This is a genomic window from Lentzea sp. NPDC051838 (genome assembly GCF_040681245.1).
GTDB lineage: Bacteria > Actinomycetota > Actinomycetes > Mycobacteriales > Pseudonocardiaceae > Lentzea.
The window spans coordinates 37,337-60,727 of the sequence record NZ_JBFAYI010000040.1; the positions used below are offsets into that span (position 1 = coordinate 37,337).

Consider the following 23,391-nt stretch of genomic DNA (forward strand, 5'->3'; position numbering starts at 1 on the left):
CTACTTCGCCTTCGCCGCGGCCTTGGCGGCCTTCTTGAAGTCGCGGACCTCCAGCAACGACTTCTGATCCGTCACATCCGCGACGCTGCGCCGACTTCCGTCCTCGCCGTAGTGCCCGGCGGCCTCGCGCCAGCCGTCCGGGGTGACGCCGAACTGTTTGCCCAAAAGGGCCAGGAAGATCTTGGCCTTCTGGTCGCCGTAGCCGGGCAACGCCTTGAGCCGCTTGAACACCGAGGCCCCGTCCCCGTCGGCCCAGATCCTGGTGACGTCGCCGTCGTAGTGCTCGACGACGAACTGGCTGAGTGCCTGCACGCGCTTGGCCATCGAACCGGGGAAGCGGTGCACGGCGGGCGGCGTGGCCATGATCGCGGCGAACTCCTCGGGGTTCGCCTCGGCGATGCGGTGGACGTCCAGGCCGCCCATGCGGTCGGCGAGCACCTTGGGGCCGGAGAACGCCTTCTCCATCGGGATCTGCTGGTCCAGCAACATTCCCAAGAGCAGCGCGAACCGGTCGGAGGCGAGCAGCGCGTCCGCGTCGGGGTTCTGCGCGAGGCAAACCGTGCGGGTCATGGCGGCAATCCTGACACGCGCCGAATCGGAACGCCGTGCAACCCGGCGTCACGTGCACCCCGTCTCCCTGACAACGCAAGGGTCTGATCAGGGGGAACCATCATGAAACGCATCGCGAGACTCGCTGCCGCCGCGGTCCTGATGGCAGGGCTGACCGCAGCCACCGCCGGTACCGCGCACGCCTGCAGCTGCGTCCCGTTCACCGAGGAGCAGTTGCTGGAGCGCGCCGACCACGTGTTCCAGGCGCGGGTGCTGTCGAAGTCCGAGGAGCCGGACCAGATGATGCGGTACCGCGTTGTCGTGTCGCAGGAGCGCAAGGGAGACGTGCCGCGGTACCTCAGCGTCATCTCGCACCGGAGCAGCGCCACGTGCGGGGTGGAGTTCGTCGTCGGCAAGGACTACGTGGTCTACGCGACCGGTGACGCGAAGGACCGCAGGGTCGAGACGCACCTCTGCAGCGGTACGCGGGTGGCCGATCTCGCCAGGCCCGCCTGCGGGAACTAGAAATGGCAATTGGCCGCCCGCGCAAATGTGCGGGCGGCCAATTCAGGTGTACTTCAGGTTATTAGCCGTAGATGGAGTCGGAGTTGTACGGCTGGAACAGCTGGTTGTCCGAGCCCTTGCAGTCCCACTGGATGAATGCGGTGCCGTTCGCGCTGCTGCCGCCGTTGAGGTCGAGGCACTTTCCGGTGGCGAGGTTGCGGAACATGATCGGGCCGTCGTAGGTGCCCGGGTCGACACCGGTGGGCAGCACGATGTCCCAGCGCTGGTTCGAGCCGTTGTGGCAGTTCCACTGGATCACGGTGGCGCCGTTGTCGACCGATCCGCCGTTGAGGTCGAGGCACTTGCCGGAGCTGCGGTTCGCGAAGATCACGGTGCCGTACTCGCTGTTGCCGGCGACGCCGATCGCAGACCAGTGCTGGTTCTGGGCTGCCGTGCGGCAGTCCCACAGGATGACGGGTGCCCCGTTGTTCTGCGAGTTTCCGAACACGTCGACGCAGCGGTCGACGCTCGCGCCGAAGGAGCTGTCGGTCACCTTGGGCTGGAGGTAGTTGTACGTGGCCGGGCCGAGGGCGGCCTTCGACTGCACGCCGACGTTCGGCGTGAGGTCGACGGGGTTCTTCGTCGTGTCCGCCGAGGCCGGCGAGATCACGATGGACATCAGTGCGGCTCCAGCCGCAATGGCAACAGAAACTCTGCGAATGACGTTCTTCACGTCTAGCCCCCATGTTTGCTGATCACAAAGTACATGGGAGAGCGTCCCCCGACGCATAGTTGCTCCCCCAAGCAGTGGGGATAATCTTTCAGCCCCTCACGCGCGAGTCAAGAGTCTTTTTGTCTCAACTCGGACGGATATTCGTGAGGGGTGAAACAAGTCACGCGCCGGCGACGCGAACCTCCGACACGACCTGTCGGACGAGCACGCGCAACGCCTCGCGGTCGACTGTGGACGGGTCGTCGGCGAGCCAGTCGCCGATCTCGTTCACGAACTGCTCCGGGGTCATCGGCGGGATCTCGAAGTCGAGGTCGTCGTCGCACGTGACCTCGCCGGCGCGGCTCGGGTAGACGATCAGGGCGCCGCGGATCTCGAGCCACGGCAGGAGCTCGGCGAAGCGTTCGACGCCGTCGAGCAGTTGCGAGCCCCCGCCGCGGAACGGGTGGCCGTTGCGCCAGAGCTCGCCGTCCTCGTCGCAGTAGTAGTGGCCGGGCAGCCACGACTTCGACTCGATCAGCACCAGCCGGCGTCCGCACAGCAGCGCGTGGTCGACGTCGGTGAAGACCGAGCCGGGCCACGCGAGGCCGTGGAAGATGCGCACACCCGGTAGCTGCGTCAGGTACTCGGTCAGCAGTCCGGCGGTCAGCCGTTCGCGTCTGTTTTCACCCGGACGGCCGAAAATCGTGTTCCCGTCGTACTCCCCGGCGAACGCCCGTTCGGCCCTCGCCACCGCCAGATACCGGCGTGCCAGTCGGAACGCCGCGTAACCGGCGCCTGCCACGAGAGGCAGCCAGACGGCGATCAACAGCGGCGACAACGGCAGCGCCAACGGGATCAGCAGGACGAACCACCCGCCGATCGCGGCGGCGACCGGGGCGTGGCCGAGGCTCGTCGCGGGCACGTAGCGGACCCGCGCGCCGAGGTCGATGCGGTGCCACCAGTCCATCGAGCCGAGGTCGACACGGGGCCGCGGTGCCATGAAGCTCGGGTCGTCGCCGAAGTCGCGCAACCGGCCCGTGTGACCTGTTCGACGAGGTCGCGGGCGGGTCGCGGGGCGCACGACGGGAGGAGGGGGAGCGACCGGGCGGTCGTAGTCGGCGCGGCGGACCGGGTCCTTCAGCGTCTCGTAGGCCTCCTGGAGCAGGCGGAAGCTGCCAGACGTCCCACCCGCGTCGGGGTGCATGACCTTGGCGAGAGAGCGGTATGCGGACTTGATCTCCGAGGCGCTGGCGCCCCGGCTGACACCGAGCAACTCGTAGTAGTCGATCCCTGGCACGACACCGTCCAGTCCGAGGTTGGTGCATGAACCTTATTGGGTCCAACACTTTCGCAGGGCATACGGCCTGAGTTTGACGGTCTAGTGTGTTCGTACGCAGTGCGAAGGGGCCTGTAGCGCAGTGGTCGTCGCGCCCACCCACATGGGTGGGAACACGCCGGTTCGAATCCGGCCGGTCCCGCCGAGAACCTCGACCCTTCTCGGCTTCCTCCTTCCCTCCTCCCGGTACGGCCCGGTCGCGTTCCCGGTTCAGCTGTTGACGGCAGTGGTCTAGTCCACCTAGCTTGAGTGCAAGCGCCGCCGCGCCGTCACCCCCTGAGGAGACCGCATGTTCAGGCGCAGAATCATCGCCGCCGCGACAGCACTCTTAACGGCAGCGACCCTCGCGGCACCAGCCTCACAAGCCGCGCCACAGACCGACATCGGCGCTCAAGCGATCACCAACCGCGTCGTCGGCTACTTCGTGCAGTGGGGCGTCTACGCCCGCAACTACCACGTGAAGAACATCCGCACGTCCGGCTCGGCGAGCAAGCTGACGCACATCAACTACGCGTTCGGCAACGTCTCCGGCGGCCGGTGCGTCCTCGGCGACACCTATGCCGACTACGACAAGTTCTACGACGCGGCGTCCTCTGTGGACGGTACGAGCGACACGTGGGACGCGGGCGCCCTGCGCGGCAACTTCAACCAGCTGCGCAAGCTCAAGAAGCTCAACCCCGGCCTCAAGGTCCTGTTCTCCTTCGGTGGCTGGACCTGGTCCGGCGGCTTCCCCGCGGCGGCGGCGAGCCCGAGCGCGGCGGCGGCGTTCGCGGACTCCTGCTACAAGCTCGTCGAGGACCCGCGCTGGGCGGACGTGTTCGACGGCATCGACATCGACTGGGAGTACCCCAACGCGTGCGGGCTCAGCTGTGACACCAGCGGGTTCAACTCGTTCAAGACGCTGATGTCAGCCGTGCGCAGCCGCTTCGGCTCCGGCAACCTCGTCACTGCGGCGATCACCGCGGACGCGTCCACCGGCGGCAAGATCGACAAGGCGGACTACGCCGGCGCCGCGCAGTACGTGAACTGGTACAACCCGATGACGTACGACTTCTTCGGCGCGTGGGCAGCGCAGGGCCCGACCGCCCCGCACTCGCCGCTGACCTCGTACGCGGGCATCCCGCAGCAGGGGTTCTGGACGGACGCGGCGATCCAGAAGCTCAAGAGCAAGGGCATCCCGGCCAACAAGATGTTGCTGGGCCTCGGATTCTACGGCCGCGGCTGGACCGGCGTCACCCAGACGGCACCCGGCGGCACGGCAACCGGTGCGGCGCCTGGCACCTACGAGGCCGGCATCGAGGACTACAAGGTCCTGAAGGGTCGTTGTCCTGCCAACGGCACCGTCGCCGGCACCGCGTACGCCAAGTGCGGCAGCCAGTGGTGGAGCTACGACACCCCGGCCACGATCCGCAGCAAGATCTCGTGGGCGAGCGGCCAGAACATGGGCGGCGTGTTCTTCTGGGAGCTCTCCGGTGACACGTCGAACGGCGAGCTGATCAGCGCGATCCGCTCCGGCATCGGCTGACGACCTCTATCGGGTGATTGCCCCGCAGACGCCCGGTCGGCAACTCGACGATCGAGTTGCCGACCGGGCTGACCTGCCGCAGTCTTCCGCGCATGGCGACCTGTGACGTCTGTGGCAACGAGTACTGGATGGCCTTCGAGGTGCGCACCGTCGGCGGCGGCGTGCACACGTTCGACAGCTTCGAGTGCGCGATCCAGCGCCTCGCCCCGCGCTGCGAGCACTGCGACTGCCGCGTGATCGGGCACGGCGTGGAGGTGGAGGGCCGCTTCTTCTGCTGCGCCCACTGCGCGCGTTCGGCGTCCACCGACCTGGGCGCGATGATCCGCGACACCGTCGGGGCCCATCCGGGTTAACTGGGTGGCGTGAAGACCTGGGGGATCGCGGCCGCGACGTGGTGCGCGCTGTTCGCCGCACTGCACGTGTACTGGGCGCTGGGCGGCTCGGCCGGCCTGGCCGAGTCAGCCGGCGCCGGGCTGGCCGCGCAACGGCCGGCCTGGTTCGTGCTCGGCGGGCTGTGGGGCGTCGCGGCGCTGTTGCTCGTCGGCGCCTGGTTCTGCCTCGACCTCACGCGAAGGTGGCGGCGCCTGCTGACGTTGCTGGGCGGCGCGGCCCTTCTTCTGCGCGGACTCGCCGTCGAGATCGCTTTGCTGACAACGGATCTGCCGCAGCAGGTCGGCGAGCGGCAGACCAGGTGGAGCCTGTGGCTCTGGAACCCGTGGTTCGTGCTCGGCGGCGTGCTCGTGCTCGCCGCCTACTGGAGCACCAGGTCGAGGCTCAACGGCACGGGCGGCGGCAGTGCGTCCGTGCCGGTCCTGAACGACTCCAGCAGGTAGGCGACCAGGCGTTGTGACGCCGCCACCGCCACCTCGACCGGCGCGCCCGCGAGACCGCTGTTGGCCAGGAGCACCAGCGTCAGGTCGTGCGGCGAGAAGTCCGCGCGCAGCTGCCCACCGGCTCGAGCCCGGTCCACCAGCTCGCCGAAGCAGTGCCACGTCCGTTCCCGCACCTCGGAGTGCATCTCGGGGAACGTCGCGACGAACGCGGCCGTGAACCCGCGGTCCGTCGCCTGCAGCAGGCAGACCTTCTCGATCACGGTGCAGAACCCGCGCCACGGGTCGGGATCCACCAGCGCTTCCTCGATGACGGCTTGGCAAATGGCGAACTGCTCCGTGAACGCCTCCACCACCAGCGACTCCTTGGTGGGGAAGCGCCGGTACAACGTCGCCACGCCGACACCCGCACGACGTGCGATCGCGGCCATCGGCACGTCCAGGCCGCGTTCGGCGAACAACTCCCGTGCGACGGCCAGCACCCGTGCGCGGTTTTCCTGGGCATCGGCGCGCAACTGAGACTGCGAGGCGGTCATTTCTTCTCACTTCGAGCCAAGTGGAGGGGGTTCTCCACTTACGAGACTACGTTGGGAGCCATGAACTTCAAGGGATCGTTCGTCCGCGGCGTGAACAGGATGATGGTCGGACTGCGCGACGCCCCGGTCGTCGGGAAGCTCGTGCGCAAGGGGATCACCGTCGTGTCCTACACGGGACGGCGCTCGGGTCGCACGTTCTCCACACCCGTTGGCTACCAACGAAAAGGCGACGTTGTGAGCATCCAGGTGATGATGCCGGACGCCAAGACGTGGTGGCGCAACTTCAACGGCGAGGGCGGTCCGCTCACTCTCGACCTCGATGGCGCGCAACAGACTGGACACGCGACATCGCACCGTGACGACAAGGGTCGTGTCACGGTGCGAGTGAAGCTGTAGTCGTCATACCGCAACGCGACGGCGTTCCAGCAGCGCGGCCACCAGGTAGGCGCCGCCGCCGAGCACGGCCAGCACGGCGAACAGGCCAGGTGCGGGCAGGAACAACGAAGCGGCCGCGACCAGCGCCAGGAACGTCCCCAGGTTGTAGTGCAACGCATTGCGGCGTACGGCGCCTTCGGCGATGTAGATCAGGCCAACCACGATCGTCGACCCCGCAGGCCACAACACGGTCTGCAGCTCGGGTTTGTCGAACACCGTGCTCAGGCCCGTGATCGCGAGCCCCAGTGCGACGAACCCGGTCACCCACGCCGTGCCGACGAGCTTCTCGGCGCGGCGCTGGTCGGCCGATGCCGTGCGCTGGACGTGCAGCGACACCCTCGTGGCGAGGATCGTGCCGACGAGAAGCCCGCCGCCGAGCAACCCGAGCGGCAGCCATCCCGGCAGGGGCAGCGAACCTGTCTTGGACAGCAGGTTGGCGCCGTGGCCGAAGACGTAGGCGAACGCGAAGCCGAGGTAGGCGGCGATCATGGTGGAACCTCCGAGAGTGAAGTGATCAGGCGCGGGGCGACGGCGGAGAACACGTGCGTGCGGCGGCTTGACGAGCGTTGGTGGGCGAGACCGTGCAGGCCGAGCCAGAGCGCGGTGTTGCCGGAGAACAACCGGACGGCCGGTTCGGCGAGGTCCGCCACGCCGAACATCAGCCGGTAGCGGCGGGGATGGCGAGCGGCGAAGTCCAGGTAGGCGAGGCCTGCCGCGTGGACGTCGGCTGCGCTGAGGACTGCTGCTTCGAGCTCGGCGAAAGCGTTGCGGCACACGGCCAGCAGGATCGCCGCGGGGTCGGGGAAGTGCTGGTAGATCGACGAGGTGGGGAGGTCCGCCTCGCGGGCGACGGCGCGCAGGGTGACTGCCCGGCCGCGGTCGACCAACGCGGTCGCGGCCGCGACGACGAGCGGCTCGCTCACGGCTCCGGGACGATGACGACCTTGCCGAGAACGGTGCGCGACTCGGCCAGCGCGAGCGCGGAAGCCGCTTCGGACAACGGGATGCGCGCGGCGATCTGCGGCGTGAGCACACCCTTGCCGACCAGTTCCAGCACCTGCGTGAGGTCGTCGCGCAGCCGAGCGCGGAAGGCGGCCGGGCGGAAGCGCTTGCCCGCCCAGAAGTTGTAGAAACCCGCGCGCTTGCCGTTGGGCAGCAGGTTCCACAGCATCAGCTGACCGAAGAGCTTGAGCACCGGCAGCATCGCGTTGCCCGGCTCGTCCTTCGTCGCGGCCGAACCGTAGTTGACCAGGCACCCGCCTTTGCGCAGCAGCTTCCAGGACTCCTGCAGAGCGGGGCCGCCGACGTGGTCGAACACGGCGTCCACCCCGTCCGGCGCGATCTCGCGGATCCGGTCGTACATGTTCGGGTCGCGGTAGTCGACGGGAATCGCGCCGAGCGCGCGCACCGCGTCGTGGTGACGCTTGGAGGCCGTGCCGATCACCTTGATCCCGGCGTGGCGGGCGAGCTGCACCAACGTCGAGCCCACGCCACCGTTCGCGCCCAGCACGACGATCGTGTCGCCGCGCTCGACCTTCGCCGTCCGGTACATCATCTGCCACGCCGTGACTCCGTTGACCACAACGGTTTCCGCCGCGGCCGCGTCCACCCCGTCCGGCACCGGCACCAGGTCGGCGGCCTCGACGATCAGATGGCTGGCCCACCCGCCGACCTTGGTGACGACGGCGAACCGGTGCAGCTTCAGGCTTTCGTCGACGCCCGGCCCGGTCGCCACGACCGTGCCCACCACGTCGTAACCGGGCACGAACGGGAACGGCGGCTGGTCGAAGTACTTGCCCAGACGCATCTGCTGCTCGGCGAACGAGACGCCGGTCGCGTCCATCCGCAGCACGACCTGCCCCTGTGCCGGCGCGGGCAGCTCGCGAACCTGCACCCGCAGGCCGTCGGGCTCGACGATGCCCGGCAGGACGATCTCGGTCGTGGTGGCGGTGGTGGCGTTCATCTTGGCTCCTCTGGTTCGTGCTGACAGGCGTAAGCTAACGCCCGTAAGTCTACGAACGCAAGACCTAACACCGATAAACTTTCAGGTGTATGGTTACGCGTGTGACGAGCACCGAACCGCGCAGGCGCAACCGCCGAGGTGAAGGCGGCAAGCTGCGAGAAGAGATCATCGCCGCAGCTCAGGCCCTCCTGGACGAGGGCGGCGACGAACGAGCGGTCACCCTGCGCTCGGTAGCCCGCAAGGCGGGAATCGCCGCGCCGTCGATCTACGCGCACTTCGCGGACCAGCCGTCGATCATGCTGGCGGTCGTCCAGCAGGAGATGGACCGGCTGGCGGTCGCGTTGCGCGAGGCCAACGTGGGCCCGGACCCGCGCACGAGGCTCTTCGCGGTCTGCAACGCCTACCTGGACATCGCGCGCGAACACCCGCAGCGCTACCGGATCATGTTCGGCGGCCTGTGGACCCCGTCGGTCGACGACACCTCGATCACCGACGCCGACCTGGACTCACTGGGCGCCGAGGCCCTCACCGTGCTCGCTTCGGTGCTCGGCGATTGCGTGGACGCCGGGATCGCTGATGGGAGCGACGACCTCTACGGCGACGCGGTGGCGTTGTGGCTCGGACTGCACGGCCTTGCGCACCAACGGGCCGTGGTGCGCAAGATGCCGGGGCCGGCGGACGTGGCGGACCGGCTGATCAAGGCGTTGGCGCACCTGAAGTAGGGCGTGCCCTGCTGCATTCGGGTCAGATCCCGGTAGCAGCGGAGTCGAACCGGTCCGAATGAGTTTTGATGGGCCGATGCCCGTCGAAACCGCCTTGATATCGCTCGGCACCGTCGCGGTCCGCACAGCCACCAAACTGTGGCTCGGCGACCACAAGATCGCTGCCGAGCTGGGCGGCGCCGCGGTCGACCAGCTGTCCGCCAAGCTCACGAAGGAACGGGACCGGCGCAAGTTCGTCCGCCTGATGGACGATTTCGCGGAGGCCGTGGTCGATCGGCTCGAACCCATCATCGAAACGGAGTTCCGCACTCTCGCGGAGAACGACCAGCTCGCCGCGATCGAGGCGGTGCGCGACACCTTCGACGGTGCCGCGCTGGACGACACCGATCTGTTCGCCGCCGATCTCGACGCGGGTCATCTGGACCCGGTCGATCCGCCGACGGGTGCCCAGCCAGACGACATTGCTGTCCGCGGACTCCACGGCGTTGTACGACCTGCTGCTGCGAGAGTGCTGTGGCTATGTCATCGAGATCTCCCGCGGACTGCCGTCGTTCTCGGCGAACGCACTGACTGAGTTGCTGCGCAGGGATCGCGAGATGCTCGACGGCATCCGCGAGGTCCTCGCCCGCCTGCCACAACGCGACCGCAGCGCCGGCTTCGACTACGACTACCGGCAGCTGGTCGCCCGCAAGTTCGACCAGGTAGAGCTCTTCGGCGTCACTCTGGCCGACGCGAGCAGGCGGTACCCGCTGTCCGTCGCCTACATCAGCCTGACCGCGTCGTCCGATGAGGTCGGCGATGTCCGTCGGGTCGAGCAACTGCTCATGGATGCTCGAAGGGTCTTCATCCGCGGTGAGGCAGGGCTCGGCAAGACCACCTTGCTGCACTGGATCGCCGTGCGAAGCGCCCTGGGCGACTTCCCCGAGGGCTTGGCGGACTGGAACGGGACGATCCCCTTCTTCATCCCGCTGCGGAGGTACGCGGGTAGGGAGCTGCCGGCCCCCGAGCAGTTCCTGGACGAGATCGGCAGGTTCATCACGGATGAGCTTCCGCGTGGCTGGGTGCAGCAAAAGCTGCGTGACGGCAGCGCGGTAGTGCTGATCGACGGTGTGGACGAGCTCACGGCCGACCGTCGTGAGGAAGCCCGTACGTGGTTGCGAGACTTGGTCGGCGCATTTCCACTGACCAGGGTGGTTGTGACGTCTCGGCCCGGCGGCGCGCCTCCGCAGTGGCTCCTCGACGCCCGGTTCTCGGTGATGAACCTGCTGCCCATGAACCGCGCCGATGTTCAGCTGTTCGTGGAGAGATGGCACGGCGCGATGCAGCTGATGTGCGTCGACGACGAGTCGCGGCAGAAGCTCAAGGACTGCGAGGCGGGCCTGCTCGACCTCCTGGTCAACCGTGCGCACCTGCGCAAGCTTTCCGGGTATCCGTTGTTGTGCGCGTTGTTGTGCGCGCTGCACCAGGATCGCCGGGCGACGCTACCGAGCAACCGCATGGAGCTGTACGAGGTCGCACTGCAGATGTTGCTGGAGCGCCGCGACCTCGAACGCAAGATCGGCGCGGTCGACGGGCTCGGCAGGACCGAGAAGTTGCTGCTTCTCGGAGATCTCGCGTATTGGCTGATTCGCAACGGCTACACCGACGTCGAGGTGCCGAGGGCGTTGTACCGCATCTCCCAGCGTTTGCACCACATGCCGCAGGCCAAGGCCGGCAACCAGGACGTGTACCGGCATCTGCTCGAACGCTCAGGCCTGATTCGTGAGCCGGTGGAGGGCCGGGTCGACTTCATCCACCGGACGTTTCAGGAGTACCTGGCCGCCAGAGACGCCATGACCATCGATGACGTGGGCACGGTTGTGCAAAACGCTCATCTCGACCAATGGCACGAGGTTGTCGTCATGGCGGTGGGACACGCCTCGCAGAGACAACGCGAGGAACTGCTGCGTGGCCTGCTGAACCGCGGCGATCTGCAGCTGCTGGTGCTGGCGTCGCTGGAGACCGCGCCGGAGCTGGATTCGGACCTGCGTCGCGAGATCCAGCTCAAGACGTCGAGTCTGTTGCCACCGAGGTCGATGAGCAAGGCGAAGACGATCGCTTCCGCGGGTGAGTACGTCATCGATCTGCTCGCCGACTGCAACCCGCAGACGATCGAGGAGGTGACAGCCACGATCCGGGCGCTGGCCGAGACCCGCTTGGACGAGGCGCTCCCGGTGCTGGCCGGGTTCGCTGCCGACCCGCGGGACCGGGTGTTCGAGGAAGTGCTCCGGTGCATGGCGTACTTCGAAATGCGGGACTACGGCGAGGCGGTCCTCGGAACCCTGCCCCGGAAAGCGTTGTACGTGAAGGACCAGGCAACACTGATTGCCGCCCGGCACATGCGATCGCTGAACAAGCTGACCCTCGGCTACTTCCTCGACAAGGAACCGCCGTTGTCACTTTTCGGCATGTTGCCTCAGGTGCCGAGCCTCGAACTCGACCGCTGGCAGGAGAAGGACCTCGACGTGATCAAGACGAGGTTCCGTCTCGCCGAGCTCACGATCGACTCGATGGAGCTTGAAAGCCTTCACGCGTTCGACTTCGTCGAGTCGGTGGCGGAGATCAGGTTCGAAGGAAGTTGGTTCGAGTCGCTCGACGGCATCGAGCGATGGCGCGACTCGCTGAAGAAGGTGTCGGTCGTGAGTGTTGAACGGATCAACCGTGATGCGCTGAGCGCGCTCAAGCGTGAGATGCCGCATTTGGCCGTGTCACCCTGACATCAGGGCGCCTCGAACAGGGTTGAGACCGACTCGCCGACGTTGATCCGCCGCATCGCCTCGGCCATCGCCGGCGCGATCGACAACACCTTCAACTTCGGCACGACCTTCTCGGCAGGAATCGGCACGGTGTTCGTCGCGACGATCTCCAGCACGTCGTCGAACGCCTGCAACCGATCCAACGCACCAGAAGAAAACAGCCCGTGCGTACAAGCCACCCGAATCGGCCCGGCCCCGCGCTCCCGCAGCTTCCCCAGCAGCTCGATCACCGTCGACCCCTTGGCGATCTCGTCGTCCAGCACGATCACATCGCGCCCGGCCACGTCGCCGATCACGGTCTGGATCTGCACCTTGTCGTCCGCGAACCGCTGCTTCGCCCCAGCCGCGACAGGCAGACCGAGGATCCGGGCGAAGTGCGCCGCCTCCTTGGCATTGCCCAGGTCCGGCGACACCACAACGGTGTTCGACAGGTCGTAGCGAGAGAAGTGCGCCGCCAACTCGCGCAGAGCGTGCAGGTGATCGACCGGCACCGAGAAGAACCCGTGCACCTGCGGCGAGTGCAACGTCATCGCCAAAACACGCGACGCCCCCGCGGCCACCATCAGGTCCGCGACCAGCCGTCCGCCGATCGAGATCCGTGGCGCGTCCTTCTTGTCGGAGCGTGCGTACGCGTAGTGAGGCAAGACCACCGTCGTGCGCGCGGCGGAGGCTCCACGGGCAGCGTCCAGCATCAGCAGCAGTTCGACGAGGTGTTCCTGCACCGGCGGCACCAGTGGCTGGATCAGGAACACGTCCCGTTCCCGGCAGTTCGCCTGCAGCTGCACCTCGAGGCAGTCGTTGGCGAACCGGGTCAGGCGGCTGGGCGAGAGGTCGACTCCGAGATGACCACAGATCTCGGCGGCGAGTGACGGGTGGGCGGAACCGGTGAAGACAGCGATGTCACGCACACCAGCAGAACCTACTCGACGACCAGCACCAGCTTGCCGTCCTGGAAGAACGGTGTGAGGTTGCCGCGCGTGTCGACCGTGTGCACACCACGCGGCAAAACAGCCTCTATGGCCGTGAACGCCAGGATGTCCGACACGCCGTGACGGCCGCGCAACGACCGTTGGCCTTGGTAGCGCAGAGCGCGCCCCTCGCGGCGGTATTGGTGGGCCTCGGCAGCAACGGAGGCGCCTGCTCGCAGCGCCTCCGGTCCTACCAAACGCCCTGATGACGCGCCACGTACCGCAACTCCGAAGCCCTGCTGGACCAGTGAGTTCACCACTGCGTCCGACGGCGGGACCGGAACGAGGAAGGACATCGCGTAGTGCTGCTCGACCTCGTGCACCACGACGGTTCGCGCCGTGGTCAGCAGGGTGTCGTGCAGTTCCAGAGCGATTTTCTCCGCTTCCCAGCGGTTTTCGTAGCCGGCGTCGACGCCGATGAAGGTGCTGGTCACCTGACCTCCACGAAGATCGGGTTGGTGTAGCACCACAGGTCCTCCCACGGGTTCGCGGCTCCCGGAGTGTCCGCCTGGGGTTCGAACGCGCCGCGGTTGCCGTCGGTTCCGCGCAATCGGAGGTAAAAAGGCTCCCGGACGTTGCGGAACGTGTGCGTGAAGACCGCATAGTGCCAGCGCGGCTCGTAGGATCGCTCGACCTTCACGTGTGGCGTGGACAACGTTTCAGATGGGGCCGGACCGGTTACCAGGCCCTTGATGAGGTCCAAACGACGAAGCCGCGGCACGAATCCCGCGCTGTTCGGGCGGGTTGCCAAACGTGCCTTGACCAGCACCGTCACGTCGGATCCACGGCGCACGCGCAGCCGTTCGCCCAACGTCGCCGAGCCGCCGGTGCCGTAGATCGAGAACTCGAGGTTGTCCACCAGACCGCCGTGCGAAACCCATGCCCGTCCGGCCCGCAGACCCTCCATCACGGCGCCGCGCGTCCGTCGGGTGGCGCCCACGACGGTCCGGGAAAACTCGCACGGGAAGAAGTCGACGTACGGCGGCAGCACCTGGGGCGGGCCGATGTCGAGCGGGTCGAGGTGCTTGCCGGTGAGGTCGAACTGGTTGCCCGGCTCCGGCACGCGGACGATGGTGTCGCGCGAGTTGAAGTGCGAGTCGGAGTTCGACGTGATCCACCAGCCGCGGCCCTCGGCGAGCAGCGAGTCCCAGACGCCGCCGAGCTTCGCCGTCATCCAGTCGAAGCCGCCGAAGGTCTTGTAGGCCTCCGCCGGATAGGCCGGATAGGAGTTCGAACCTGGGCTGTTCGCGTAACCGCCGCGGTGGCCGCCGGGTCCTCGCAACGGTGAGCCGTCGCCTTGCGCACCGGGCGCGCCCTCCATGCCGACAACGATGTCCGGTGCCAGGTCGCGCATGTTCCGCAGCTCGTAGGGAGCGACGCGGCCGTTGCGCATCGGGTGGTTCACGAACACCAGCGCGGACTTCATCGTGCCGTTGCGGATCTTGGTCTGCAAAAACCGGATCGCGTCGAGGGCCTTCTTCTCGTTGGCCGGGTTGGAGGCCTCGGCACCGTTCAACCGCCAGTCGAACTGCCGCTCGAAGTCGCGCAGCACCCCGGCCTCGTCCCGGCAGTCCTCGAGGAAGAGGGTCGCGTGCTCGGCGCCGGGAACGTTCCACTCCATGCCGTGCCACAGCAGCAGCTGAGGGAACTTCCGCCGAGCCCGCGCGATGTCCGCCGCGGTCGCCTCGACCGAGTGCGCCTCGTGCGACGCGTGCCCGTGGTCGGTGATCACGAGCCAGTCCGTGCCGTGCCGCAACGCACCGCGGATCTGCTGCTCGATCGTGTACATGCCGTCGTACGAGTACTGCGTGTGCGTGTGGTGGTCGCCGGAGAGCCAGTGGTACCGGGACGACGCGGAGGCCGTTCCAGCCCCCAGCACCCCAGCCACACCCAGCGCACTCGCGCCCTGCAAGAAACGTCTGCGGGCTACTTCGGGCACGGCTGATCCTCCACACGACTGGTCCGGGTTCGTGGAACCTAGACCGATCGGGTGAGCCCCAGGTAGCCGCTGAATGGCTGGTGGAAGAACGATTGAGTGAACGATCTAGATCGGCAGCAGGTCGACCCAGTCCAGGAACGGCAGAGCGCCCGTGGCCTGCAGCGCGGCGAGTCCGAGCCACACCGACAGGATCGTCACGACCGGTCCGACGATCGCCATCTCCACCACGCCACCGGTCTTCATCCGCATGATCTTCGGCGGCGCCACCGGGAACCACGTCTTGCCCATGATCGGGATCGGCCACAGCATCGGGCAGCCCTGCTCGGTGATCGCGTCGCCGACGTAGTGCGCGAAGCACCCGACGCCGACCGCGATTCCGCACGCCGCGGCGGACGCGTTCGTCCGCGAGGTCCACGCGATCATCGCCCACGTCACGCCCGCGGACACGACGGTGATCATCAGCGCGTCCTGCTTGGGGTTCCAGTCGTTCAGGATCCCGCGCACGGCCAGGCCCGCGAACACGAACATCAACGCCGGCAGCGCCCACTTCTGGCTGTTCTGCACGACGGCGGTGGTGAACAACGCCGCGATGACCGCGAAGACGAGCGTGTGCGTGAGACCGCGATGTCCGCCGTCTCGCTTGGAATCCTTCTTCAGACGTGTTGTCCGGTAAACGAAGCTGCTGACCACGTTGATGCCCGCCGACAGCCCGCCGCTCAATGCTCCGAACGTGCGCGAGATGGTCGATCCGGGGTGGTCGAGGTCGGGCAGAAGTGCCGCTCCGGTAGCGAGAACTGCTCCAACAGCCCAGCTCTGCGGCGAGAGTTGGCCGATCGGGTGACTCGACGCGAGTGCGGTGACAGCGCTCCAAGCGAGCAGCCCGCTCATCGCATGTGTTGGCCCAGTTGACACTTACGCCCCTTCTGGTGATCACCCGACGGGTGAAAACAGTAGCTGCCGGTATCAGCGTCTGAAGCCAGAACTCCATATGTCCGGACAACTGATCGCTGACGAATGGAGCACGGACATGGCGCAGGTTTGGCTCATCACCGGCAGTTCCCGCGGTATCGGACGCAAGACCGCGGAGGCCGTTCTCGCCGCCGGGCACCGGCTCGTCGCCACCGCGCGCAACCCGCGCGATCTCGACGACCTCGTCTCTCAACACGGCGACCGGGTCAGATCTGTTGCACTCGACGTGCGTGACGCTTCCCAAGCGAGACGGGCCGTGGCCACCGCGGTCAGTGAGTTCGGCCGCCTCGACGTCGTCGTGAACAACGCGGGCGCCGGCCGCGTCACGTCGATCGAGGAGTGCTCGGAGGACGACTTCCGCGACCAGCTGGAGATCAACCTCATGGGCGTCGTCAACGTCACCAAGGCCGCGCTGCCGGTCCTGCGCGCCCAGCGGTCCGGCCACTTCCTGCAGATCGGCTCGACCGCGGGCCACACCGCGCTGGGTGGCGGGCTCGCGCCGTACGTCATGGCCAAGTTCGCGCTGCGCGGCTTCACCGAGTCGCTGGCGGCCGAGTGCGCGCCGTTCGGGGTGAGGGCGACGATCGTCGAGTGCGGCGGGTTCCAGACGGACTGGACCGGCCCCTCTCTGGTGGTGACCGAGCCGGGAGAGGACTACGTTCCGTCTGTCGGGGCCCTCCTCGACATGGTGCGTGGCGCGCACGGCAACATGCCCGGTGATCCGGCCAGGGCCGCGCGGGTCATGCTCGACGTGGTAGCCATGGAGGAACCACCGCTGAGTCTGCTGCTCGGCGGCGACGCGGTGGACATGATCCGGATGGCCGACCAGGCACGGAACGCGGAAATCGACAAGTGGGAGCACGTGAGCCGCTCGACGGACTTCGATCTTGAAGACGCCTGAATCGGTGTAACCAGGGTCGCAGGCACACCCGAGCGGTTTACCAGTACGCTTGTCTTGCTTGCATCGTCGCGAGAGGAGCGCCCGGAGTTATGGGCAAGATCAAGGTTCAGGGCACCGTCGTCGAGCTCGACGGCGACGAGATGACCCGGATCATCTGGCAGTTCATCAAGGACAAGCTGATCCACCCGTACCTGGACGTCACCCTTGAGTACTACGACCTGGGCATCGAGCACCGGGACGCCACGGACGACCAGGTCACCATCGACGCCGCCAACGCCATCAAGAAGCACGGCGTCGGCGTCAAGTGCGCCACGATCACGCCGGACGAGGCGCGCGTCGAGGAGTTCGGCCTGAAGAAGATGTGGGTCTCGCCGAACGGCACGATCCGCAACATCCTCGGCGGTGTCGTCTTCCGCGAGCCGATCATCATCTCGAACGTCCCGCGCCTGGTGCCTGGCTGGACGAAGCCGATCATCATCGGCCGTCACGCCCACGGCGACCAGTACAAGGCCACCAACTTCAAGGTGCCCGGCGCCGGCAAGCTCACGATCACGTTCCAGCCGGAAGACGGCTCGGAGCCGATCGAGCACGTCGTCACCGAGTTCCCGGCGGAGGGCGGTGTGGCGATGGGCATGTACAACTACAACAAGTCCATCGAGGACTTCGCCCGCGCCTCGTTCTCCTACGGCCTGCAGCGGGGCTACCCCGTCTACATGTCGACGAAGAACACGATCCTGAAGGCCTACGACGGCGCCTTCAAGGACATCTTCGAGCGCGTGTTCAACGAGGAGTTCAAGGCGGAGTTCGACGCCAAGGGCCTCACCTACGAGCACCGCCTGATCGACGACATGGTCGCCGCTGCCATGAAGTGGGAGGGCGGCTACGTCTGGGCGTGCAAGAACTACGACGGTGACGTCCAGTCCGACACGGTCGCGCAGGGCTTCGGCTCGCTCGGCCTGATGACGTCGGTCCTGATGACCCCGGACGGCAAGACGGTCGAGGCCGAGGCCGCGCACGGCACCGTGACGCGTCACTTCCGCCAGCACCAGGCCGGCAAGCCGACCTCCACGAACCCCATCGCGTCGATCTACGCGTGGACCCGTGGCCTCATGCACCGCGGCAAGCTGGACAACACCCCCGAGGTGATCCGCTTCGCCGAGGCGCTCGAGGAGGTCGTGATCGAGACGGTCGAGGCCGGTCAGATGACCAAGGACCTCGCCCTGCTGATCAGCAAGGACCAGGCGTGGCTGACCACCGAGGACTTCCTCGCCGCGCTCGACGAGAACCTCAAGAAGAAGATGGCGTCGTTCTGATCGCCTGATTCGAGTACGTGAGAAGGCCACCCCGGTCACACCGGGGTGGCCTTTCTCGTTCCCGTGTCACCCGACCGGTTCCTCTTGCGGGTGGTTGCCGCGCCGACGCGTCCACGAGGCCTGTTGAGCCGCTATATCTGCTGGTCCAGGCAGTGCGGTATCTCGGAGGCGGCGATGTTGGGTGTACCGGTCAGGGGATTGATCGTGATTGGGGTGCTCGGCGTCGCCGGGGTGATGTACCTCGCGAACGGCGGCAAGCCGATGGGCAGCGACAAGAGCGCCCAGATCTGCAAGGTCACGGTGACGGCGGACATCCTCAACGTCCGGTCCGGCCCCGGTGACATGCAGCCGATCGTCTCCACGATGCAGCGCGACGCCGTGGCCGACGCCCAGGCGCGCGTCGAGAACGGCTACCGGATGCTGAGCGACCGGCGCTGGGTCAGCCAGCAGTTCGTGGCGTTGACGAGCGACTCCAACTGCACCTGAGGACTGCTCCGAAAGTTCGAGGTGTTTCCCGGTCCGGTAAGCCCTTTCCAGGCCGGGTGGGCCTCCATAGGATTGAGCTGGCTGGACTGGTTGGAACGGCCTAGAACGCGCCGCCACGTGTTCGAACTGCGTTGCGGCGAAGGGGCGTATCCAGGTGGCGGTCACGAGTTCCGTGGTGTCCGACCGCAAGCGCGAGCTGACGGCAGTGCGGCACGCGCTGGAGGAGGCCGCCGCGGGCGTGCCCTCCGTGGTGTGCGTCGAGGGCCGGGTCGGCATGGGCAAGACGTCGGTGCTGACCGAGACCGTGCGGATGGCTCGCGAGCTCGGCTTCGAGGTGTACCGCGCGCAATGTTCGGTGTCGGAGTCCCGGTTCCGGTTCGGGGTTCTCGCGCAGCTCTTCGAGAGCGAGGCCGACGAGATCCTCGACGGCGACGCGGACCAGGCCGCGATGCACCGGCTGCACCGGCTGGTGCGCGAGGTGTCCGCCGGTTCGCCGGTGCTGCTGGCCGTCGACGATCTCGAACACGCCGACGCGCAGTCGTTGAACTTCCTGTCCTACCTGCGAAGACGGTTGGGCGAGCTGCCGGTCGCCGTGGTGGTGACGCGGGGGCTCGCGCTGGACGCGACGCCGTTGCTGCGCGAGGTGGTCGGGGACGCTTCCCGCGTCCGGCTCGGCGGCCTCGACCAGGCGGCGTGCGGCAGGTTCCTGCGGACACTGTTTTCGAGTGGTGTCACCGACGAGGTGGTCGCTGACTGGCGCGTGGCCACCTGCGGCAACCCCTATCTCCTAGGTCTGCGCCCTCGCGACCTCGGCGAACGGGACGGCGAGCTGGTCTCGCGGCTCGCTCAGGCGGGCTCGCAGGTGGTGGCGCTGGCGCGGTCGTTCGCGGTGCTCGGCGAGGCTGATCTGGCGCTGGCCGGTGCTGCCGCCGGGCTGGGGCCGCAGGAGGCCGTGGACGCGTCACGGGCGTTGAGCGGCTTGGGTTTCGCGGGTGTGCCGATGGTGCTGACGACGTTGGCTGCCAGCACGACCGCGTTGGACCGGGCGGCGATCCACGCTCGCGCGGCCCGGTTCCGGCACGACGACCAGGCGCCGGTCGACGACGTGGCCGCGCACCTGCTGGAGGCCGCGCCGATCGGGGAGGACTGGGTGCGGGACGTGCTGCGCGCCGCCGCCCGCCGGTCCACTTCGGACAGAGCGATCGCCTGTCTGCGCAGGCTTCTGCGCGAACCGCTGCCGGACGACCTGCGCGGCGAGGTGCTGGTCGAGCTGAGCGAGGCGCAGTCGCTGGTGGATCCAGGGGCTGCTCTGGCGTCGCTGAACAAGGCCGCGGGGGCGTCGATGGACGTGCTGGCCGAGGGACGGATGGCGTTGCTGCTCGCCTACGACCTGGCGGGCCGGCGGATGTACCGGGACGCGGTCGCGAAGGTCGAGTCGGTGATCGCCCGGGTGTCGGGTGTCGACGCGGATCTGGCTCAGCGCATGGACTTGTACGCGTTGTCGCTCGGGCTGGAGGAGTCGTTCTTCTCCGGCGAGGTGGAGACGCGGATCGCGCGGTTGAGCGGTTCGCGGATGACCTCGGCGCGCAACGAGCGGTTCTTCAACACGTTGCTGGCGTATCGGGGCGCGACGATCGGTGTTTCTCCCGGCGAGACGCGGCGGCGGGTGCAGTCGTCGTTGCCGTTGCACATCGGGCGCGACCTGATCGACCAGTTCTCGTTCGCGCACATGATCGTGGCGTTGATCGGGATCGACGAGTACGAGCAGGCCGACCGGCAGTGCGACGAGGCTTTGCGGGTGACGGCCGAGCGCGATCTGGCCGTGTGCGCGGCTTTGGTGCAGGGGTTGCGGTGCCATGTGGCGCGGCGGCTCGGGGCGTTGCCCTTTGCTGAACAGCACGGGATGACCGCGCTGGAGAAGCTGGATGCCTTGGGGGCCAACCAGGACGGCAACGTCGTGATCGCGGTGGCCGGGCTCGTCGGCGCGTGGGTCGACACGGGGGCGACGGCTTCTGCTCTTCGCCTGGTGCGCGAACGCGAGCTGGACGGCGATCTGCCTGAATACGTGCACTACCACGCACTTCTGCACCAACGCGGCCGGCTGCACATGGCTTTGGGCGATCCCGTCTCGGCGTTGCGCGACCACCTCGACTGCGGTCGTCGCATGGAACGTCGTGGAGCTCGTAACCCTTCTTTGCAGCCGTGGCGCTCGCACGCGGCGTTGGCGCACTTGGCGTTGGGGGAGCGAGATCAGGCCTTGCGGTTGATCGGGCAGGAGCTGGAACTGGCCCGCGACTGGGGACTCCCGGTGCCGATCGGGGTGGCTTTGCGCGTTTCCGGTGTGGTGTCAGGAAGTGTGGCGTTGCTGGAGGAGGCCGTGTCGACGTTGCGGACGTCTTCGGCACGTCTTGAGCTCGCGCGCGCGTTGGTCGACTGGGGTGTCGCGCTGCGTTCCGTTGGCCGCGGCCCGGAGGCTCTGGCGGCGTTGCGGCAGGGGTACGACGTGGCGAAGAGGTGCGGCGCGATCCCGTTGATGGGCGTCGCGGCACGGGAGCTGCGCGCGGCGGGAGGACGTCCGGCCCGCACGTCGTCGGGCTCGGTGCTGACCGCACAGGAGGACCACATCGTGCGCCGCGCCGTGCTCGGCCTGACCAACCGGCAAATCGCGGCGGAGCTGTTCGTCACGCCACGAGCCGTCGAACTTCATCTGACGCGTGCATATCGGAAATTGGGCATTTCCGGTCGCCGCGATCTGGCGGCGGCATTGGAAAAGGCCGGCGCGTGAGGGCGGCGCCGGCCTTTTCCGTTGGTGTTACTTGATGACGACGATGCCCGACGCGACGATCTTGCCGTCGACCTTCTTGCCGTTCACGTTCACCGACGCGCCGACCTTCAGTTCGCCCGACACGACGGTCTTCTTGACGTCGTAGTCCACGTCCACCGCCGTGGAGGCGTCGACGCGCACCTTGATGGACTTGCCCTTGACGACCGCGACGACCTCGCCGGTCACGTTCGCCGACGCCTCGGTCGACTGCGACGTGGCCGGGGCGGCGACGGCCTGGGCGGCACCGCCGAAGAGCACGGCGGTGGCGGCGAGACCGACGAGAACACCCTTGATCGCGTTCATTTCTTCTCCTTGATGCTTTTCGCTGCTTTGGGGAGATTTCCTGGGCCCGGTGGAAATTTGGCTGATGTGGGTCCGCACGCTCAAGAGGTGCGATTCAAGTGTTCGTTGACACCGAAGTGCCGGTTTGCATTGGGCAACGACTTCGGTGGCGTGTGGCAAACTTGTGGCCATGCTGCGGAACATGTTTCGGTGGGGCAGGGCCAGAGATCTCGTTCCGTGCACCTGCGAGCCCGAGTGGCAGGGCCTCTACACCGAGATCGACGGCCAGCGCCAGCTCGCGCTGCCCCGCGACGAGATGGCCACGGTCGTCGGCTACTTCGACCTGAGGGCGTACTGCGCGGGCTGCGGCGCCGAGTACCCGAAGGCCTGGGGCCTGGCCTCCCAGTAGGCTCCTCCGTCGTGCTCACGGTCTCCACGATCAACGTCAACGGTCTGCGCGCCGCCGCCAAGAAGGGCTACCTCTCGTGGCTCGCGTCCTCCTCCGCGGACGTGGTGTGTCTGCAGGAAGTCCGCGCGGAACCTGACGAGCTGTCTCCTGACGTCCACTCGCCCGAAGGCTGGCACGCCGTCTACGCCCCGTCGTCGCTGAAGGGCCGCGCGGGCGTGGGTGTGCTTTCACGCGTCGAGCCTTCGTCGGTGCGCGTCGGCTTCGGTGTTTCCGAGTTCGAGTCGTCCGGCCGGTACGTGGAGATCGAGCTGCCGGACGTCGTCGTGGCGTCCCTGTACCTGCCCTCCGGCGACGTCGGCACCGAGAAGCAGGACGAGAAGGACCGCTTCATGGCGGCCTTCCTGCCGTACCTGGTGTCGCTGCGGGAAAAGGCGGCCGTGTCGGGCCGCGAGGTTCTCGTGTGCGGCGACTGGAACATCGCGCACCAGGAGTCGGATCTGAAGGCCTGGAAGACGAACCAGAAGTCGTCCGGCTTCCTGCCCTACGAGCGCGAGTGGATGTCCTCGGTCTTCGCCTCGGGCTACACCGACGTGATGCGCTCGCTGCACCCCGAAGCCGTCGGGCCGTACTCGTGGTGGTCGTACCGCGGCAAGGCGTTCGACAACGACTCCGGGTGGAGGATCGACTACCAGGTGGCGACGGACGGGCTGGCGGCTCGCGCGCAGTCAGCTGTGGTGGAGCGGGCGGCCACGTACGCCGAGCGCTGGTCGGACCACGCCCCGGTCACCGTCGTCTACGCCTAGGGCCGTTTGCGGTTCCGCCACGCGTGGTCGACCCCGAGCACGAGCGCGGCCGCACCCACGATCCCCAGGATGAAGAACAGCCCGTACGGATACCCGGCCTGGCCTTCGTGCGTGAACACCTCGTCGCGCGCGCCGATGTCGAACGCGCGCACGCTGGTGCCCTCCTTCAGGCCGCGAGGCAGGCCGTTGCGGATGTGCACGCCGGACCGCGTGGTCTTGCCGTCGTCGCTCGTGAACGTCCCGGAGCGCGAGTAGCAGCGGGCCGAGCACTCGATCTGGCTGCTGACCACGTACGTGCCGGGTGTGCCCAGGTCGAGGCTGACCTTGAACGCCTTCGGGAGCGCGGGCAGGGAGATGGCCAGCAGCACGATGCCGATCACGACCGCGATGGCCGCGTGCGTGCCGTACTGATCATCGTCTGCCATGGACCCACCTCCTGGCACTCCAACGCCGCCTGGGCCGAGCGTGTTGCAGTAGGCCGACTGACCCAGCCCGACCAGCCTTTATCGCTCTTGTCCCCCGGCTGACGGCTCGATTTCACCTGCCAGCTCCCCGAATCTGAACATGATTCACCATCGATGAGATCGGGG

General features: G+C 67.4%; 27 protein-coding genes and 1 tRNA gene. 15 read left to right on the forward strand and 13 right to left on the reverse strand.

Annotation, left to right across the window (positions count from 1 at the left end; all coding sequences use genetic code 11):
- Positions 1 to 570 (reverse strand): HhH-GPD-type base excision DNA repair protein, encoded by a 570-nt coding sequence (locus tag AB0M24_RS43165; RefSeq protein WP_363780138.1) that lies wholly within the window; start codon positions 568 to 570, stop codon positions 1 to 3.
- 102 nt (positions 571 to 672) lie between these two features.
- Between AB0M24_RS43165 and AB0M24_RS43170 the strand changes: the two genes are divergently transcribed.
- On the forward strand, positions 673 to 1,074 hold the full coding sequence (locus tag AB0M24_RS43170) for a hypothetical protein (protein WP_363780140.1): 402 nt from the start codon (positions 673 to 675) through the stop codon (positions 1,072 to 1,074).
- 61 nt (positions 1,075 to 1,135) lie between these two features.
- On the opposite strand, the gene AB0M24_RS43175 is transcribed toward AB0M24_RS43170, so the two are convergent.
- Complete coding sequence (locus tag AB0M24_RS43175) at positions 1,136 to 1,732, reverse strand: RICIN domain-containing protein (RefSeq protein ID WP_363780145.1); 597 nt, start codon at positions 1,730 to 1,732, stop codon at positions 1,136 to 1,138.
- A 214-nt stretch (positions 1,733 to 1,946) separates the two neighbouring features.
- Positions 1,947 to 3,062, reverse strand: coding sequence for a DnaJ domain-containing protein (locus AB0M24_RS43180; RefSeq protein ID WP_363780147.1), 1,116 nt, complete (start codon positions 3,060 to 3,062; stop codon positions 1,947 to 1,949).
- 106 nt (positions 3,063 to 3,168) lie between these two features.
- Between AB0M24_RS43180 and AB0M24_RS43185 the strand changes: the two genes are divergently transcribed.
- The 4 genes from AB0M24_RS43185 (at position 3,169) to AB0M24_RS43200 (ending at position 5,459) form a co-directional block, all read left to right on the forward strand.
- Positions 3,169 to 3,243 (forward strand) — tRNA-OTHER (locus AB0M24_RS43185).
- A 147-nt stretch (positions 3,244 to 3,390) separates the two neighbouring features.
- Positions 3,391 to 4,626, forward strand: coding sequence for a glycoside hydrolase family 18 protein (locus tag AB0M24_RS43190; RefSeq protein WP_363780149.1), 1,236 nt, complete (start codon positions 3,391 to 3,393; stop codon positions 4,624 to 4,626).
- A gap of 92 nt (positions 4,627 to 4,718) precedes the next feature.
- A complete protein-coding gene (locus AB0M24_RS43195; protein WP_086669330.1) occupies positions 4,719 to 4,979 on the forward strand; it encodes a Prokaryotic metallothionein in 261 nt (86 codons plus the stop codon).
- 9 nt (positions 4,980 to 4,988) lie between these two features.
- Positions 4,989 to 5,459, forward strand: coding sequence for a DUF3995 domain-containing protein (locus tag AB0M24_RS43200; RefSeq protein WP_363780151.1), 471 nt, complete (start codon positions 4,989 to 4,991; stop codon positions 5,457 to 5,459).
- Here AB0M24_RS43200 and AB0M24_RS43205 read toward each other — a convergent pair.
- Positions 5,378 to 5,992 carry a helix-turn-helix domain-containing protein gene (locus AB0M24_RS43205; RefSeq protein WP_363780153.1) on the reverse strand — a complete coding sequence of 205 codons (615 nt, stop codon included), beginning with the start codon at positions 5,990 to 5,992 and terminating at the stop codon, positions 5,378 to 5,380. The two genes, AB0M24_RS43200 and AB0M24_RS43205, sit on opposite strands and share 82 nt — an antisense overlap.
- 60 nt (positions 5,993 to 6,052) lie before the next feature.
- Between AB0M24_RS43205 and AB0M24_RS43210 the strand changes: the two genes are divergently transcribed.
- Positions 6,053 to 6,388: a hypothetical protein gene (locus AB0M24_RS43210; protein ID WP_363780155.1), complete on the forward strand. Its 336-nt coding sequence runs from the start codon at positions 6,053 to 6,055 to the stop codon at positions 6,386 to 6,388.
- Positions 6,389 to 6,391: 3 nt separating this feature from the next.
- On the opposite strand, the gene AB0M24_RS43215 is transcribed toward AB0M24_RS43210, so the two are convergent.
- From AB0M24_RS43215 to AB0M24_RS43225, 3 genes are read right to left on the reverse strand one after another with little or no spacing between them, the layout of a single operon-like run.
- On the reverse strand, positions 6,392 to 6,916 hold the full coding sequence (locus tag AB0M24_RS43215; protein ID WP_363780157.1) for an ABC transporter permease: 525 nt from the start codon (positions 6,914 to 6,916) through the stop codon (positions 6,392 to 6,394).
- Positions 6,913 to 7,350 carry a TetR/AcrR family transcriptional regulator gene (locus tag AB0M24_RS43220; RefSeq protein ID WP_363780159.1) on the reverse strand — a complete coding sequence of 146 codons (438 nt, stop codon included), beginning with the start codon at positions 7,348 to 7,350 and terminating at the stop codon, positions 6,913 to 6,915. The genes AB0M24_RS43215 and AB0M24_RS43220 overlap by 4 nt, the downstream gene beginning before the upstream one ends.
- Positions 7,347 to 8,390, reverse strand: coding sequence for a medium chain dehydrogenase/reductase family protein (locus AB0M24_RS43225; RefSeq protein ID WP_363780161.1), 1,044 nt, complete (start codon positions 8,388 to 8,390; stop codon positions 7,347 to 7,349). Before AB0M24_RS43225 ends, AB0M24_RS43220 begins: the two co-directional genes overlap by 4 nt.
- 101 nt (positions 8,391 to 8,491) lie before the next feature.
- Between AB0M24_RS43225 and AB0M24_RS43230 the strand changes: the two genes are divergently transcribed.
- The 3 genes from AB0M24_RS43230 (at position 8,492) to AB0M24_RS43240 (ending at position 11,868) form a co-directional block, all read left to right on the forward strand.
- The gene (locus AB0M24_RS43230) at positions 8,492 to 9,112 is read left to right on the forward strand and encodes a TetR/AcrR family transcriptional regulator (RefSeq protein ID WP_363780163.1); all 621 of its coding nucleotides are present in this window, start codon (positions 8,492 to 8,494) and stop codon (positions 9,110 to 9,112) included.
- Between the two features lie 76 nt (positions 9,113 to 9,188).
- Entirely contained in the window at positions 9,189 to 9,686 is a 498-nt protein-coding gene (locus tag AB0M24_RS43235) for a hypothetical protein (protein WP_363780165.1), read from the forward strand.
- A gap of 250 nt (positions 9,687 to 9,936) precedes the next feature.
- Positions 9,937 to 11,868 (forward strand): NACHT domain-containing protein, encoded by a 1,932-nt coding sequence (locus AB0M24_RS43240; RefSeq protein ID WP_363780202.1) that lies wholly within the window; start codon positions 9,937 to 9,939, stop codon positions 11,866 to 11,868.
- Positions 11,869 to 11,870: 2 nt separating this feature from the next.
- Here the strand turns inward: AB0M24_RS43240 and AB0M24_RS43245 are convergent, their stop codons facing one another.
- The 4 genes from AB0M24_RS43245 to AB0M24_RS43260 all read right to left on the reverse strand — a co-directional run bounded on the left by AB0M24_RS43245 (position 11,871) and on the right by AB0M24_RS43260 (position 15,726).
- Positions 11,871 to 12,815 carry a ribose-phosphate pyrophosphokinase gene (locus tag AB0M24_RS43245; protein ID WP_363780167.1) on the reverse strand — a complete coding sequence of 315 codons (945 nt, stop codon included), beginning with the start codon at positions 12,813 to 12,815 and terminating at the stop codon, positions 11,871 to 11,873.
- A gap of 11 nt (positions 12,816 to 12,826) precedes the next feature.
- Positions 12,827 to 13,309: a hypothetical protein gene (locus tag AB0M24_RS43250; RefSeq protein ID WP_363780169.1), complete on the reverse strand. Its 483-nt coding sequence runs from the start codon at positions 13,307 to 13,309 to the stop codon at positions 12,827 to 12,829.
- Positions 13,306 to 14,763 carry a PHP domain-containing protein gene (locus tag AB0M24_RS43255; protein WP_363780204.1) on the reverse strand — a complete coding sequence of 486 codons (1,458 nt, stop codon included), beginning with the start codon at positions 14,761 to 14,763 and terminating at the stop codon, positions 13,306 to 13,308. The genes AB0M24_RS43250 and AB0M24_RS43255 overlap by 4 nt, the downstream gene beginning before the upstream one ends.
- 156 nt (positions 14,764 to 14,919) lie before the next feature.
- On the reverse strand, positions 14,920 to 15,726 hold the full coding sequence (locus AB0M24_RS43260; RefSeq protein ID WP_363780171.1) for a metal-dependent hydrolase: 807 nt from the start codon (positions 15,724 to 15,726) through the stop codon (positions 14,920 to 14,922).
- A gap of 115 nt (positions 15,727 to 15,841) precedes the next feature.
- Between AB0M24_RS43260 and AB0M24_RS43265 the strand changes: the two genes are divergently transcribed.
- The 4 genes from AB0M24_RS43265 to AB0M24_RS43280 all read left to right on the forward strand — a co-directional run bounded on the left by AB0M24_RS43265 (position 15,842) and on the right by AB0M24_RS43280 (position 21,268).
- A complete protein-coding gene (locus tag AB0M24_RS43265) occupies positions 15,842 to 16,684 on the forward strand; it encodes an SDR family NAD(P)-dependent oxidoreductase (protein ID WP_363780173.1) in 843 nt (280 codons plus the stop codon).
- A gap of 89 nt (positions 16,685 to 16,773) precedes the next feature.
- Positions 16,774 to 17,997 (forward strand): NADP-dependent isocitrate dehydrogenase, encoded by a 1,224-nt coding sequence (locus AB0M24_RS43270; RefSeq protein ID WP_363780174.1) that lies wholly within the window; start codon positions 16,774 to 16,776, stop codon positions 17,995 to 17,997.
- Between the two features lie 204 nt (positions 17,998 to 18,201).
- Positions 18,202 to 18,483: an SH3 domain-containing protein gene (locus AB0M24_RS43275; protein ID WP_363780176.1), complete on the forward strand. Its 282-nt coding sequence runs from the start codon at positions 18,202 to 18,204 to the stop codon at positions 18,481 to 18,483.
- Positions 18,484 to 18,637: 154 nt separating this feature from the next.
- The gene (locus tag AB0M24_RS43280; protein WP_363780178.1) at positions 18,638 to 21,268 is read left to right on the forward strand and encodes a LuxR family transcriptional regulator; all 2,631 of its coding nucleotides are present in this window, start codon (positions 18,638 to 18,640) and stop codon (positions 21,266 to 21,268) included.
- 27 nt (positions 21,269 to 21,295) lie between these two features.
- Here the strand turns inward: AB0M24_RS43280 and AB0M24_RS43285 are convergent, their stop codons facing one another.
- Positions 21,296 to 21,610, reverse strand: coding sequence for a hypothetical protein (locus AB0M24_RS43285; protein WP_363780180.1), 315 nt, complete (start codon positions 21,608 to 21,610; stop codon positions 21,296 to 21,298).
- Between the two features lie 169 nt (positions 21,611 to 21,779).
- Between AB0M24_RS43285 and AB0M24_RS43290 the strand changes: the two genes are divergently transcribed.
- Positions 21,780 to 21,998 carry a hypothetical protein gene (locus AB0M24_RS43290; protein ID WP_363780182.1) on the forward strand — a complete coding sequence of 73 codons (219 nt, stop codon included), beginning with the start codon at positions 21,780 to 21,782 and terminating at the stop codon, positions 21,996 to 21,998.
- An 11-nt stretch (positions 21,999 to 22,009) separates the two neighbouring features.
- Complete coding sequence (locus tag AB0M24_RS43295; protein WP_363780184.1) at positions 22,010 to 22,801, forward strand: exodeoxyribonuclease III; 792 nt, start codon at positions 22,010 to 22,012, stop codon at positions 22,799 to 22,801.
- On the opposite strand, the gene AB0M24_RS43300 is transcribed toward AB0M24_RS43295, so the two are convergent.
- Positions 22,798 to 23,226, reverse strand: coding sequence for a hypothetical protein (locus tag AB0M24_RS43300; RefSeq protein WP_363780186.1), 429 nt, complete (start codon positions 23,224 to 23,226; stop codon positions 22,798 to 22,800). The two genes, AB0M24_RS43295 and AB0M24_RS43300, sit on opposite strands and share 4 nt — an antisense overlap.
- Between the last annotated feature and the right edge of the window lie 165 nt (positions 23,227 to 23,391).